This window comes from Ralstonia insidiosa, from assembly GCF_008801405.1.
In the GTDB taxonomy this organism is placed as follows: Bacteria; Pseudomonadota; Gammaproteobacteria; order Burkholderiales; family Burkholderiaceae; genus Ralstonia; species Ralstonia insidiosa.
Map to the genome: position 1 here is coordinate 435,789 of NZ_VZPV01000002.1, position 12,740 is coordinate 448,528.

Annotated in this window: 12 protein-coding genes; 9 read left to right on the forward strand and 3 right to left on the reverse strand. The window is 62.2% G+C overall.

Annotated features, from left to right (window positions below; genetic code table 11):
* Nucleotides 1-7 precede the first annotated feature (7 nt).
* The 3 genes from F7R11_RS18695 to F7R11_RS18705 all read left to right on the forward strand — a co-directional run bounded on the left by F7R11_RS18695 (nt 8) and on the right by F7R11_RS18705 (nt 3,397).
* On the forward strand, nt 8-937 hold the full coding sequence (locus tag F7R11_RS18695) for an amidohydrolase family protein (RefSeq protein WP_064808842.1): 930 nt from the start codon (nt 8-10) through the stop codon (nt 935-937).
* Nucleotides 938-1,062: 125 nt separating this feature from the next.
* Complete coding sequence (locus F7R11_RS18700; protein WP_064808840.1) at nt 1,063-1,815, forward strand: class I SAM-dependent methyltransferase; 753 nt, start codon at nt 1,063-1,065, stop codon at nt 1,813-1,815.
* 190 nt (nt 1,816-2,005) lie between these two features.
* Entirely contained in the window at nt 2,006-3,397 is a 1,392-nt protein-coding gene (locus F7R11_RS18705; RefSeq protein ID WP_064808838.1) for a sensor histidine kinase, read from the forward strand.
* Between the two features lie 20 nt (nt 3,398-3,417).
* Here F7R11_RS18705 and F7R11_RS18710 read toward each other — a convergent pair whose 3' ends face one another.
* Entirely contained in the window at nt 3,418-3,915 is a 498-nt protein-coding gene (locus F7R11_RS18710; RefSeq protein ID WP_064808836.1) for an acyl-CoA thioesterase, read from the reverse strand.
* 295 nt (nt 3,916-4,210) lie between these two features.
* Between F7R11_RS18710 and F7R11_RS18715 the strand changes: the two genes are divergently transcribed.
* Nucleotides 4,211-5,596: a sensor histidine kinase gene (locus F7R11_RS18715; protein WP_064808834.1), complete on the forward strand. Its 1,386-nt coding sequence runs from the start codon at nt 4,211-4,213 to the stop codon at nt 5,594-5,596.
* A gap of 108 nt (nt 5,597-5,704) precedes the next feature.
* Here F7R11_RS18715 and F7R11_RS18720 read toward each other — a convergent pair whose 3' ends face one another.
* A complete protein-coding gene (locus F7R11_RS18720) occupies nt 5,705-6,052 on the reverse strand; it encodes a hypothetical protein (RefSeq protein WP_151180545.1) in 348 nt (115 codons plus the stop codon).
* A gap of 590 nt (nt 6,053-6,642) precedes the next feature.
* On the opposite strand from F7R11_RS18720, the gene F7R11_RS18725 reads away from it, so the two are divergent.
* Complete coding sequence (locus tag F7R11_RS18725) at nt 6,643-7,440, forward strand: DUF2491 family protein (RefSeq protein WP_064808830.1); 798 nt, start codon at nt 6,643-6,645, stop codon at nt 7,438-7,440.
* Nucleotides 7,441-7,484: 44 nt separating this feature from the next.
* Nucleotides 7,485-8,240, forward strand: a complete 756-nt coding sequence (locus F7R11_RS18730) for a hypothetical protein (protein WP_064808828.1) — start codon at nt 7,485-7,487, stop codon at nt 8,238-8,240.
* 54 nt (nt 8,241-8,294) lie between these two features.
* Here the strand turns inward: F7R11_RS18730 and F7R11_RS18735 are convergent, their stop codons facing one another.
* Nucleotides 8,295-9,950: a GGDEF domain-containing protein gene (locus tag F7R11_RS18735; RefSeq protein ID WP_064809126.1), complete on the reverse strand. Its 1,656-nt coding sequence runs from the start codon at nt 9,948-9,950 to the stop codon at nt 8,295-8,297.
* 326 nt (nt 9,951-10,276) lie between these two features.
* Here F7R11_RS18735 and F7R11_RS18740 point away from each other — a divergent pair, with 326 nt between their 5' ends.
* Genes F7R11_RS18740 through F7R11_RS18750 form a run of 3 tightly spaced genes read left to right on the forward strand, consistent with a single transcriptional unit; the run spans nt 10,277 to nt 12,689 of the window.
* The gene (locus F7R11_RS18740) at nt 10,277-11,164 is read left to right on the forward strand and encodes an ABC transporter substrate-binding protein (RefSeq protein WP_031328770.1); all 888 of its coding nucleotides are present in this window, start codon (nt 10,277-10,279) and stop codon (nt 11,162-11,164) included.
* Nucleotides 11,165-11,217: 53 nt separating this feature from the next.
* Complete coding sequence (locus F7R11_RS18745; RefSeq protein WP_080981235.1) at nt 11,218-11,931, forward strand: amino acid ABC transporter permease; 714 nt, start codon at nt 11,218-11,220, stop codon at nt 11,929-11,931.
* On the forward strand, nt 11,928-12,689 hold the full coding sequence (locus F7R11_RS18750) for an amino acid ABC transporter permease (RefSeq protein ID WP_064809125.1): 762 nt from the start codon (nt 11,928-11,930) through the stop codon (nt 12,687-12,689). The genes F7R11_RS18745 and F7R11_RS18750 overlap by 4 nt, the downstream gene beginning before the upstream one ends.
* The last annotated feature ends 51 nt before the right edge of the window (nt 12,690-12,740 follow it).

Here is a 12,740-nt window from a genome sequence, read left to right on the forward strand (position 1 = left end):
AGACCCCATGCCCACACGCCGTGCCTTCAACACCGGGTTGCTTGCCATGCTAGGTTCCACTGCCCTCGCCGGATGCGCCACCACCGGCACGCGTACGACCTCCACAACGAATGCCGCGCGCATCACCGGCATCGATACGCACGCCCACGTGTTCGAGCGCGGCTTGCCGCTGGCCAATGCGCGCCGCTATGCGCCGGGCTATGACGCGCCGCTGTCGGCCTACCTCGCGCAGCTCGACGCGCATGGCCTGTCGAACGGCGTGCTGATCCAGCCGAGCTTTCTGGGCACCGACAACAGCTACCTGCTGGCCGCACTCAAACAGGCACCGCAGCGCCTGCGTGGCGTGGCCGTCATCGACCCGTCCGCGCCCGACACCCTGCTCGCGCAGATGAGCACCGAGGGCATCGTCGGCATCCGCCTGAACCTGATCGGTGCACCGGACCCGCAGTTGACATCGCCCGTGTGGCAAGCCGCGTTGGCGCATCTGCATGCACTCGACTGGCATGTCGAGTTGCATGTAGAAGCCCGCCGCCTGCCCACCTTGCTGCCGCCGCTGCTGGAAGCCCAGGTGAACGTGGTGGTCGACCACTTCGGCCGCCCCGAGCCCACCCTGGGCGTGGACGACCCTGGCTTTGGCGCGTTGCTCGCCGCCGGCCGCACGCGCCGCGTGTGGGTGAAGATTTCGGGGGCTTACCGTAACGGCGGCAATGGCGACAATGGCCGCGGTGAAGCCATCGCCGTGGCCGCCATGCCGCGCCTGAAGGATTCGCTGGGACTGGACCGTCTGGTCTGGGGCAGCGACTGGCCGCACACGCAATTCGAATCGCACATCACCTACGACAAGATGTGGGCCTTTGTTGACGTGCTGTTGCCCAACGCGGCAGATCGCAAGCAGGTGCTGGTCGACACGCCCGCGAAGCTGTTCCGCTTCGTCTAAGAGGGCCCTCGCGATACCCGCAGAGCACTCGCGCGATACCCCATTTCGCCAATCGCGAATTTCGCTGCACGGGCCACGCTCCTACACTGGCCGCTCCTCGTCCTCACAAGAACACAGGAGCAGCCATGCAGCAGCATCGACTCGTCGACCAGCAGTTCGGCCAGGTGGCCCAGGCCTATCTGACGAGCGCCGTACATGCCCAGGGCGCCGACCTGGAAGCGCTGGCCGCGCTGGCGCAATCGATGCCGCATGCCAAGGTGCTCGACCTGGGCTGCGGCGGCGGGCACGTGAGCTTTGCCATGGCGCCGCATGTGGCAGCCCTGGTGGCTGTCGATCTGTCGGAAGACATGCTGGCCGTGGTGGCGGCTGAAGCGGCCAAGCGCGGTCTCAAGCAACTGCATACGCAGGCCGCCCGCGCGGAAAGTCTGCCTTTCGACGACGGCGCATTCGACATCGTCGCCACGCGCTTCTCCGCCCACCACTGGTACGACGTACGCGCCGGGTTGGCCGAGGCGCGCCGCGTGCTCAAACCCGGCGGCAAGCTCGTCATTGTCGACATCGTTGCACCGGAAACACCGCTGCTCGACACGCTGCTGCAAACTGCCGAGGTCCTGCGCGATGCGTCACACGTGCGCGACTACCGTGTCTCCGAATGGCAGGCCATGCTGACCGATGCCGGCTTTCAGCCGGGCACGCCGCGCACCTGGAAGCTGACGATGTCCTTTGATACCTGGATTGCCCGCATCCGCACGCCGCAGGTGCGCGCCGATGCCATCCGCGACCTGTTCGACCACGCCGCCGATGAAGCCCGCCAGTACTTTGCCGTGGCACCGGACCATTCGTTTGCCATCGACGCGATGATGATCGAAGCGGTCTAGTACGTTTTGTTCCATCCGTTGGAGGGGGGTCCTTGCAAGGCGCCCTTTTTAGGATTTCGTTTAAGCCAGAATAAAAAAGATGTGACATCGGAACCCGTGCGCGGAGGCAGAGAAAGACAGTACTCTTGAGGGTCGCCGACAGTCCGTGTCGGTAGTGGTACCCGGCACGTTGCGCCGGCTTCCGACCCACATGTACGCCCTCCTCCCTGCCTTCGTCTCGTCGCTGTTCCTGTTCTACGGCGTGTATGTGCTTAGCACACGCGGTCGGACGCGTGCCAGCTTGGCATTCTTCAGCATGACCGCGCTTACCAGCCTCTGGCAGGGGCTGTGGGCGTTCCTGTTTCAGACCACCGATGCCGACGTGGCGCATCTCCTGGCAAAACTCGGCTGGATCGCCATTCTGATCGTCCCGACGGCGTTCTATCACTTCATGGCAGAAGTCGCTGAGCGGGTGGAAGAGCGCCGCTGGATCATCGCCTCGTACACGCTCAATGCGGTGCTGATCGCGCTGCTGCTGGGCGGCCATTGGGTGATCGCGGGCGTTTGGCATTTTCCGTTCGGGTTTTATCCGAAGGCGGGCCCGCTTGAGGCCGTTCATGTTGCCCAAACCGTAGTATTGGCGCTGCGCAGCGCCTGGCTGCTCTATGCCGCCCAACAACATGCCACCGCAGAAAAGCGCAAACGCCTGTGGGTCTGCCTGTTTGGTCTTGGGCTCTATAGCCTCTCTGCTGCGGACTACGCGGTCAACTACGGTGTCGCACTCTATCCGCCCGGTGTGATCTTCATTGCCACCAGCCTTGGCATCATTGCCGTGGGCGTCGTGAAGTTTGACCTGATGCATCCGTATGCACTGGCCGCCACGGTGGCGCACGAAGTCCGCACGCCGCTGGCGACTATCCGGCTGCAGGCAAGCGAGATCGCGCGCGCATGGCCCGATCTGTTCCGGGGCTACCAATTGGCTGTCGACAACGGACTGTGCAATGACCGAGAACCGCTTTCTCCGGCCATGCTCGAGCGCGTGTCGAAACTGGCTGGTGCAATCAGCACAGAAGTTGCCAGCGCACACAGCATTATCGAAATGGCGTTGGCCTCTGTCACGCTGGAACGCCTCGACAAGCGCACGTTCAGCGCACATTCGCTGCACGGCTGCGTTGCGATGGCGGTTTCACAATACCCATTTCAACCAGGCGAGCGTGAGCGAGTTCGCGTCCGCGAGTTCGACGCCGGCTGGCATTTCGTCGGGTCAGATACGTTGCTGATGTATGTGCTATTCAATCTCATCAAGAACGGCCTGCACGCCATCCAGATCGCAAGGAAGGGGCAGATCGAAATTTCTGCCCGGCGCGACGGCGATGCCTATGTGCTGGAAGTGCGTGACGATGCGACCGGCATTCCGCCAAAGGTGCTTCGCCGCATTTTCGACCCGTTCTTTTCCACTAAGCACCATGGCAAGGGGGCAGGCGTGGGCCTGATGTTCTGTCGCCGCGTCATGCATGCGTTCGGTGGCCGCATTCAATGCGAGTCGGTAGTTGGGGAATACACGCTGTTCTCCATGCGGTTTCCCCAACCCTCAACGATTTAGCAGGGCTTTACGCCACAGCGTTATGCAGCCATCTGCGCAGGCTCCATCAACTCATACTGCTTGGCGCGCTGCATGATGTGCGCCGGTATGCGTTGGATGTTGCGATCCGTGCTCGCAATGACAATCTGCTGATACCCCAGCGACACCAGTCGCCCGCCGGACATGAAGCGGAACACCAGATACGCCGAGCAGGACCGAACACGGAACGTATTCAGATAGCAGTCGACCCGCTGGAACGGAAACGTTTCCTGCACAAACTCCTGATGCGCCCGCTTTGTGATGAAGATCAGATTGCCGCCCACCAGGTTTGCATCAATGCACTCATAAAACCACCGCTCACGCGCCACCCCCTGCCATTCGAAATAGCGGGAAAAATAGGTGTTGGCAAAAGCGTTCGAATCTTTCAAGTACACGTCGAAAGCATGATGGAAAGTCTGTTGTGCAGAAAATGGCGTGAAAAGATCTGCGCTGCGCAGGTACTGATCAACGACTGCGTCAATGGATTGGCCTGTCGGCATTGTGTGCTCCATGAATGGATTGACTGCATGCGGCAGCCACGCATGCGCGGAAACCCGCGCACACCCCCATTCTTGCGACGCTTGTTAAGCTTTGTAACAGGCAAATTGACTACCCCACGCGATACGCTCTATTTCTGTTTCGATGCACAACACCTAGTGCGGCAGCCAACCTGATTCAAACAGACCCGTAACAACACACACGACTCCTGCACACGGAAAACCCCACAATTACCGCTTCCGAGAAACGCCGACATTTTGCGTCGTGAATACTGCCTTTTCACCGGCCTCTAATTCCATGTACGCGCTGTTACCGATCTTTGTTTCCTCGCTCTTCCTGCTCTGCGGCATCCACGTGCTTACGACGCGATGGCAGACGCGAGCGGGCCGGGTATTTTTCTGCCTGACCGTTCTCATCGGCGTGTGGCAGGGGCTATGGGCGTTCCTGTTTCAGGCGAACGACGTCGACACAGCGCAAATGCTCGCCAAAGCAGGCTGGGTAGCGATTCTCATATTGCCCACCGCGCTCTACCACTTCGCAACAGAAGTGGCGGAATGCCGGGAGGAGCAACGCTGGTTGACAGCAGCGTACGCGCTGGACGCCGTGCTGATTGCCCTCTTGTTGTGCAGCGAACTGGTGATCGCCGGCGTGCGGCATTTCCACTTTGGTTTCTATCCGAAAGCCGGCCCGTTCGAGGCCGTGCACATCGCACAGACCATTGCGGTGGTATCACGCAGCATGTGGCTGTTGTATGTGGGCCAGAAGAATGCCACCGCTGAAAGGCGCAAACGGTTGCGGACGTGTCTGTTTGGCGTTGGGCTGATTTCGCTGTCTGCGGTGGACTACGCGACAAACTATGGCGTTGCGATCTACCCGCCCGGCGTTTTTCCGCTTGCCATTGCCCCAGGCACGATCGCTGTGGGCATCATCATGTTTGATCTGATGCGCCCCTACGCGCTCGCCGCCACCGTCGCACACGAAGTACGTACACCGCTGACGACCATCCGCTTGCAGGCTGCAGAAATCGCACGCGCGTGGCCCGAACTCTTTCACGGATACCGATTGGCAGTCGAGCACGGCCTATGCCAACCGCCCACGCACCCAGGCATGCTGGAGCGCGTGTCCAAACTGGCAGGAACGATCTCGTCCGAGGTTGCTTCTGCGCACGGCGTGATCGACATGGCGCTTGCCTCTGTCACGCTGGAGCAACTCGATCGCCGCTCCTTCACTCGGCATTCGCTGCGTGAATGTGTGGATACGGCGCTAGCCCAGTATCCATTCCAATCCGGTGAGCGGGAGCGCGTGGAGATCCACAATATCCGCCCCGATTGGTACTTCAATGGCTCCGACACCCTGCTCGTCTACGTACTATTCAACCTTCTGAAGAATGCACTGCACGCCATTCAGATCGCGCGCAAAGGGCATATCGAAATTGCATGCCGGCAAACGGAAGATAGCTACATACTGGAACTGCGTGACAGCGCGACGGGCATTCCGCCCACGATTCAACGCCGCATCTTCGATCCTTTCTTCTCCACCAAGCAACATGGCAAGGGCTCAGGCGTTGGGTTGACCTTTTGCCGGCGCGTCATGCAAGCATTTGACGGCAGCATTCAGTGCGAATCCGTCGTGGGGGAATACGCACTGTTTTCCATGCGGTTTCCCAAAGGGTCGTCAGTCTGACCACTTGTGGTAGCCATGCTCAAGAGGGGATCCCTCCTGAAAGACTGTTTGAGATGATTGCCATTTTCACCAACATGGACGGAATTTGTCCTGGATAATGGCACCGCATCAATATAGCTCCCTGATTCGGACATTCTGATCGCCGAAATATATGACACGCGCACGTCTTGTTGTACTGGCAGCCTCGGTTGCCCTGCTGGCTACGCCGCTCAGTTGGGCGAAAAGCTCGGGGTTCAGCTCAAGCTCCAGTTCGAGCTCAAGCAAGTCGTCATCCAGCAGCGCTTCGAGTTCAAGCCGATCCAGCGGATTCGGCTCGTCCAGTTCATACAGTTCTTCCCGCTCATCTGGTTCATCGGATTCCTCCAGTTCATCCTCTAGCCGGAGCCGGCCATCCGGCTTCAGCTCGGGCGATTCGGATGCGCCGAGCCGGTCTGGATCCACAGGATTCGGCAGCAAGCTTTACACTTCGCAGGCCAGCAAGTCGGCGGCAGCGACTTACTCAAACAACACCGCCAAGACAGATACCGGTGGCACTACTCGCGATACTGGCTACACGGCGAAGAACGCACCAGCTGCTGACAACACATCCTCATCCTACGCAGCTACGCCGTCCTATCAGCGGCAAGCACCTCCACCCACCGTTGCGGCGCGCAACAAAAGCGGCATAGCTCTCGGAACTGCCGCCGTCGCGGGCGGCGCAGCGGCGGGATACATGATGAGCAGGCCAACCGATGCAGATGCCGCGACAGGCGCACGCCAATCGGTATCCGTGCAATCCGGCGACCCGCTATCCGAAAACACGCAAGCACTCAACGGCGCCACAGGACAGGTGAGCCACCAACCCCAGTCGGTCGACTCCGCCCAGCCCGCCGAGTCCGCGGCAGTTGCGAACGATAAGCCGGAAGAATCGTCCGGTAGATTCTGGAATATTTTGGGGATCATAGTCGGGCTGCTTAGCTTTGGATGGGCAGTCCGCAGAGATCACAAACTGAAGGCGAAGCGCAAGTTCGCCTCCGCACCGAAGACCAACTACCGGTTGTAACCCCATGGGACTGTTCAACCTGTCACGCCGCGTTCTTGGAAAGACCCTCGACAACACCGCAAGCAAGTACGCACTGCAGCCGGAGCGCGTTGACATCGGCCTGCCACTCAACGCACAGATCGGCGCGCTTCTGGAACTGCAGCGCGCGGAGTTCGCACTGCTGAACAGCACACTACTGACGGTGCCCAGTTCATCGCAAATGCCCATCGTGGCGGTCAGCCGACTGCGCCTGGAAGGTGACGAAGATCTCCAGATCTATCGTCTGTATACGGACACCGGCACCGAGCGCAGCGGCATCGGCGCGAGCTTCCTGCAGATACTCTGCGGACAGGGAGGAGTCGATACCATCCTTGACCTCGCTTACTACCAGTTCCTGTGCCGCCAATATCCGACCACGGAAGCGGAGCAAGCACCTTACCGGGGCGAAGGCTTCGGCCTTGGGGAAAGCGACTACTACATGGCGGACGACCAGCTCGCCACGATCCCTCAGGCTGCCAACCAGATTCCGGCATTGCTTGGCGAAACCGACGCGCTGCACTTCATCCGGGATACACCGGGTGGCAACTACGTAAGACCGTTCACTGCGCGCGAAAGTCGGCTGGACGACCCCATCGGCGAGAAAGGGGTGAGCAAGCAGTTGTCGTTCATGCCCTACCTACGCCCCCTCCCCGATGGCCACCAAGAACGCTTGCTGATCTCGTTCGACTACGTCGAGACCATGGACGGACACGCCGCACCCGCGGCCTACGTTGATTTCATTGCAGGCGTTGCCTTCGACCGCCATAAAGTCAAGGTTCTCTGAGCCTGAGCACGATCCAATCCATTCCCTCTTCAAGGAGCTTGACCATGTCTGGCTGGAAACTCACCGCTGCCCTCATCACCAAACACGTCGGCGTTATCGGGGATCGGATCGCCACAGCTATCGCATCTTTCGACCCGGAAACCGCCACACAGGTCGACCGGGAAAACCTGCAGGACAAGCTGCGTGAGGTTGCGTTGAAGCTGGCTGACGCCAAGCACAAGAACGATGCAGCGCAAAAAACGGCGTCGGACCTCGAAACCAGCATTGCGAACGATAGGAAAGCCGCCGACATCCTCATCGGCAAGTTCGAAGCAAAGCAGATCGACAAGGCCACGCTCAACGAATTTGCGAGCAGCCTGGAAGCCGACCAAGCGCGCCTGCCTAGCGTCAAGCAGGATGCATCAGACGCACAGCAGTTGGTCGATACACTGCAAGAGATTCTCGACACCGTTGAGAAGAACCTGAACGATTTCGATGCGAAGGCCAAGGCCGCAATCCGCAATCTGGAGCAAGCCCGCGCCGACCAGGAGCGTGCAGATCTGCGACAGCAGCACCAAGCCGAGCTAAACCAACTGCGTACCGGCACTGGCGGAACGTCGAGCGGACTCGCCGCTCTGAATCGCGCTGCGGACAAGGCGCGCGTGGAGGCAGATGCCGCGCAGACTCTGGCTGATATCAGCCAGAAGCCCATTGACCGTGCCGCAGTGGTGGAAGAAGCTCGCCGCATTGCCAGCGGTGCTACGCCGGCTGCTGGTGAATCTGCGACAGAACGCCTGCGCCGCATTGCTGCGGGAAGCTAAGCAGCACGTGTCGGCCAAGAGCCCCACCAAACGGGCCGGCACGCTGCAATAAAGTCAGTCCCCACCCACAACACTGCGCAACCCCGGCGCAGCATGATGAAAGCGCAACGTATTCCGCCCGTTGCGCTTGGCTTCATAGAGCGCCGTATCCGCGTGCTCGAACAGCGCGTCCAGGCGCTCACCATCCGGCGTTACCGTTACCGCGCCGGCTGACAGCGTGACATACGGCGCCACGACGGAAGCCGCATGTGGACGCGCCCGCTCGGCCACCGTGGCCACCACGCGCGCCACGGCACTGCGCGCGTCGTCCAGGCTGAGGTCGAACAGCATGGCGATGAATTCCTCGCCGCCCACGCGGGCGATGAAATCGTCGGGATGGCGGCAGGCCATGCCCAGCGTGTCGGCCACCATGCGCAGGCAGTCGTCGCCCTGCAGGTGGCCGTAGGTGTCGTTGTATTGCTTGAAGCAATCGATGTCGAACAGCGCAAGCGTGACAGGGCGACTGTCGCGGCGCGCGTGGTCAAGCAGGCGCGGCGCCTGCGTCTCGAAAAAGCGACGGTTGAACAGATGCGTGAGCGAGTCACGGTTGACGTCGTTCTCGAGCAGGCTGAGCTTGGCCTGCGTACGTTGCAACTCGCCACGCAGCGCATCTTGCGCACTGGCCATGCCGGCACGCTGCAACTGCTCGACGGTCACGTCGCGCAACAGCAGGAACACGCCGGTATGCCTGCCACGCGCGTCGATCAATCCTTCGAGCGTGATCTCCAGCGTGCGGCCCGTGTCATGCAGCCAGACCTGGTGGCGATTGGGCAGCCGCGTGCGCTCAAACTCGCGCAGGATGCTGGGCACGTTCAGCACATCGGGTGGCAATGCGTGCAGCCGCGCGGTCGGCAGCAGGTAGCGCGCTGCAGCGTTGATGCTGGCGATGGTTCCATCGCGCGCCAATACGATGCAGCCATCGCGCATGGCCTCGATGATCTTGCCGCGCGCGTAGGCGGCGGTATCGCGCAAGCGCGGGCGTAAGACGATCCAGCCGAGCAGCGCGGTGCTGATGGCGAAGGTGGCGGGTGTAAGGTCACCGCCCAGGGCCGTCGTCCAGCGTTGCAGATAGGCCAGATGCGCCACGAGCGGCAGCAATTGCCCCACCACAAGCGCCAGCCGCACCTGCGTACGCGTGGCGGCGTGGGCATACAGCGCGTTGACGGTTTCGCTGGCGGGCAACGTCAGCAGCACCAGGCTCATCGCCAACAATACGTAGTTGTAAGCCGTGCCAACCCAGAACACCGGCCCATGGGCAAAGACCGCCCGCTGCACGCCGTCAATGACGACAAAGCGCGCATCAAGCCAGACCAGGTGATGCAGTTCGTTGGTGGCAACCAGCCCCAGGAAGGCCGCGGCCACCAGCAGCGCGACCACCCAGCCCACGCGCACGACGGGCAACGCATTCAGCTCGGGCCGCGTGAGGCCAAGCACCAGGCGCAGCCAGGCGGCCGGCACCATCATGATCCCGAGGTAAGCCACCTTGGCCCAGCCCACGCGCACGGGCATGTCGAAGGTGACCACCTCCATCAGCCGCGCACCGCTCCACAAGGCGGTGCCCAACGCCAGCAGCATGAACGCGGAGACTTCCGCGTCGTCGCGGCGCGGCCATGACAGGCCGATCAACGCTATGGAAACAAGGGCGGCACAGGCCAGCGCGGCGATCAGCATGATCCGCGCTCCCAGCATCCACAATGCCCGAGAGAATGCTGGCGGAGGTTGTCGCCAGCCGGTTGATCCACGTTGAACTCCCCCGTCTGTTTGTGCCTGTTTTTCTTTTTTGCCAGTGTATCGGCTGCGCCGCTGCGATGGGTAAACGCCTGGTGCACGCTCGATCACCTGTCAAGCGCTATCGGCGGTAAATGTGAAAACTGAAGCACCGTATGGGGCCGCTTGCCCCACAACGGGGCAGCACGCATATCGATCTGCCAACGAATTCGTTTGCGCGGTGCAGCATCCACCGTACGCTGGGCCCCTCAAAATCTTCAGGGGTCGTCATGCAAACAGAATTTACGGGGCGTTTTTCGTTGCAGGGGTTGGCACAGGGGTTGGCCAAATCGTCACGTCAGGCAGCAGGCGTGGTCATCGGGGCTGCGCTGGCGGTGGCGGTGTTGCACGCGCCGGCCGCCCGAGCCGATCGTCTGGACGACATCAAGAAGGCCGGCGTGCTGCGCGTGGGCGTGTTCGATGCCAACCCGCCGTTCGGTTATGCCGATGCCAAGACCGGCCAGCCGGTCGGCCTGGATGTCGACTACGCACAGGAAATCGCCAAGAAGCTGGGCGTGAAGCTGGAACTGCGCGCCACCAACCCGGCCAACCGCGTGCCGCTGCTCACCTCGGGCAAGGTCGACCTGATTGCCGCCAACTTCACCATTACCGACGAGCGCAAGAAGCAGATCGACTTCAGCACGCCGTACTTTGCGAGCGGCCTGCAGTTCATTGCCAAGAAGGGCTTCCTCAAGCAGCCGGATGATCTGAAGAAGGATGGCATCCGCCTGGGTGTGGACAAGGGCACCACGCAGGAGACCACGCTGCGCGAGGGTTACCCCAACGCCCGCGTGATTGCCTATGACGACTCCCCCCTGGCACTGACGGCGCTGCGCAGCGGTGCCATCCAGGCGTTCGCGCAGGACGGCGCCAAGCTCGGCGCGCTGCTGGCCACACTGCCCAATCGCAGCGAGCTGGAGATCTCGCCGTTCGTGCTGACGCGTGAATACATGGGCGTTGGCGTGCCCAAGGGCGAGGCGCAACTCACCGCCACGGTCGACCAGATCCTGCAGGGCCTGGAAAAAGACGGCACCGCCGCCCGCATCTATGACCGCTGGTTCGGCCCGAAGAGCACCGCACCGCTGCCGCGTGACTTCGTGATTGGCAGCACCAAGTGAGCTTGAGCCTGCCGGCGTTCCTCCAGCCCCTGCCGCCGCGTTATCTCGGCTGGATGCTGGAGGGCTTTGGAATGACGCTGCTGGTGTCGGCTGCCGCCATTGCCGGTGGCCTGGCGCTTGGCCTGCTGCTGACCGCACTGCGCGCCAGCAGCCAACCGTGGCTGACCGTACCGGCGCGCGGGCTGGTTGGCTTTCTGCGCAAGACGCCGCTGCTGGTGCAGCTGTTCTTCTGGTATTTCGGGGCCGCGCAGTTGCTGGGCGAGAACGTGGTCGGCGCCATTACGGGCTGGAACGGCATCGCACTGGGTGGCTGGCGGCTGCCGGCACCGTCGTTTGAATTCCTAGCGGCGGCATTTGGCATTGCGCTGTATGCCGGTGCCTTCTTCTCGGAAGAACTGCGCGCCGGCATCCGGGCGGTGCCGCGCGGCCAGCGTGAGGCCGCCTTGTCGCTCGGCTTCACACCGCGAGCGGCCTTTTTGCGCGTGGTGCTGCCGCAGGCGCTGCGCGTATCGGCGCTGCCGTTGCTGGGGCAATGCGCCAACACCATCAAGAACACCTCGCTGGCCATGGGCATCGGGCTGGCAGAACTCTCCTACAGCGCGCGGCAGGTCGAAACCGACACGCTGCTCGCCTTCCAGGCCTTTGCTGTGGCAACCGTGCTGTATGCGGTGGTGATCCTGCTGCTGCAGTGGGCAGCGCCGCTGGTGCTGCGGCGACTGGGGTGGGTGGCCGCTTCGGCGGCTGGGCCGATTGGAGCCGCGGCATGACGGCAGAAGCCATCCTCCTGCACCTGCGGTATCTGCTGGTCGGCCCGTATCCGAACGGGCCACTGTCGGGGGCCGCACTCACCGTGTGGATGGCGCTGCTGGCCTGCGTGGCCGCAACAGTGGTGGGCGTTGGCTGTGCAGTGTTACTGGATCGCCTGGAAGCCATGCCGAACCTGCGCTGGCTGGCGCGCGCCCTGCGCGGCATGTTGGCAACGCTGCGTGCCATCCCCGTGCTGATGCTGATGTTCTGGGCGTACTTCCTGATCCCGATGGCGATGGGCGTGGCGGTGCCAGAAACCGCCACGGTGGTGACCGCGCTGGCCGCCGTGGGCGCCGCCTACATCGCGCAGAGCATGGAAGCCGGCCTGCGTGCAGTAGGCGCCGGACAGCGCAATGCGGCACTGGCACTGGGCATGCGGCCTACACAGGCGCTGCTGACGATCGTGCTGCCGCAAGCGTGGCGCATCATGCTGCCGTCGTTGGCCAATCAATGGGTGTCGACGGTCAAGGACACGTCGCTGGCGTACATCGTGGGCGTGGTGGAACTGTCCACCGCCGCAGGCCAGGTCAACAGCCGCACGGTGGCGTACCCGGCCGAAGTGTTCGGCGCGGTTGCCGTGCTGTACTTCCTGCTGTGCAGCGGAATTGAGGCACTGCCCAATTGGTTGCGTGCAACCTCCACGCCGCAGGCGGAAATGTCGACCTGGAAGCGCTTCCTGCGCTGGCGAGCCCGCCCCGTTGCAGATGCGGTGACGTAGCGCAGTTGCGTAGGTAAGTGGCTATCTTGCGTTCACAAAACGCCGGTATCA

Excerpts from the sequence above, each read along its gene's own strand:
- F7R11_RS18695 (WP_064808842.1), top strand. The coding sequence starts at position 8 with ATGCCCACACGCCGTGCCTTCAACACCGGGTTGCTTGCCATGCTAGGT.
- F7R11_RS18735 (WP_064809126.1), bottom strand. The coding sequence starts at position 9,950 with ATGCTGATCGCCGCGCTGGCCTGTGCCGCCCTTGTTTCCATAGCGTTG.
- F7R11_RS18715 (WP_064808834.1), top strand. The coding sequence starts at position 4,211 with ATGTACGCGCTGTTACCGATCTTTGTTTCCTCGCTCTTCCTGCTCTGC.
- F7R11_RS18745 (WP_080981235.1), top strand. The coding sequence starts at position 11,218 with ATGCTGGAGGGCTTTGGAATGACGCTGCTGGTGTCGGCTGCCGCCATT.
- F7R11_RS18750 (WP_064809125.1), top strand. The coding sequence starts at position 11,928 with ATGACGGCAGAAGCCATCCTCCTGCACCTGCGGTATCTGCTGGTCGGC.
- F7R11_RS18710 (WP_064808836.1), bottom strand. The coding sequence starts at position 3,915 with ATGCCGACAGGCCAATCCATTGACGCAGTCGTTGATCAGTACCTGCGC.
- F7R11_RS18725 (WP_064808830.1), top strand. The coding sequence starts at position 6,643 with ATGGGACTGTTCAACCTGTCACGCCGCGTTCTTGGAAAGACCCTCGAC.
- F7R11_RS18740 (WP_031328770.1), top strand. The coding sequence starts at position 10,277 with ATGCAAACAGAATTTACGGGGCGTTTTTCGTTGCAGGGGTTGGCACAG.
- F7R11_RS18730 (WP_064808828.1), top strand. The coding sequence starts at position 7,485 with ATGTCTGGCTGGAAACTCACCGCTGCCCTCATCACCAAACACGTCGGC.
- F7R11_RS18700 (WP_064808840.1), top strand. The coding sequence starts at position 1,063 with ATGCAGCAGCATCGACTCGTCGACCAGCAGTTCGGCCAGGTGGCCCAG.
- F7R11_RS18705 (WP_064808838.1), top strand. The coding sequence starts at position 2,006 with ATGTACGCCCTCCTCCCTGCCTTCGTCTCGTCGCTGTTCCTGTTCTAC.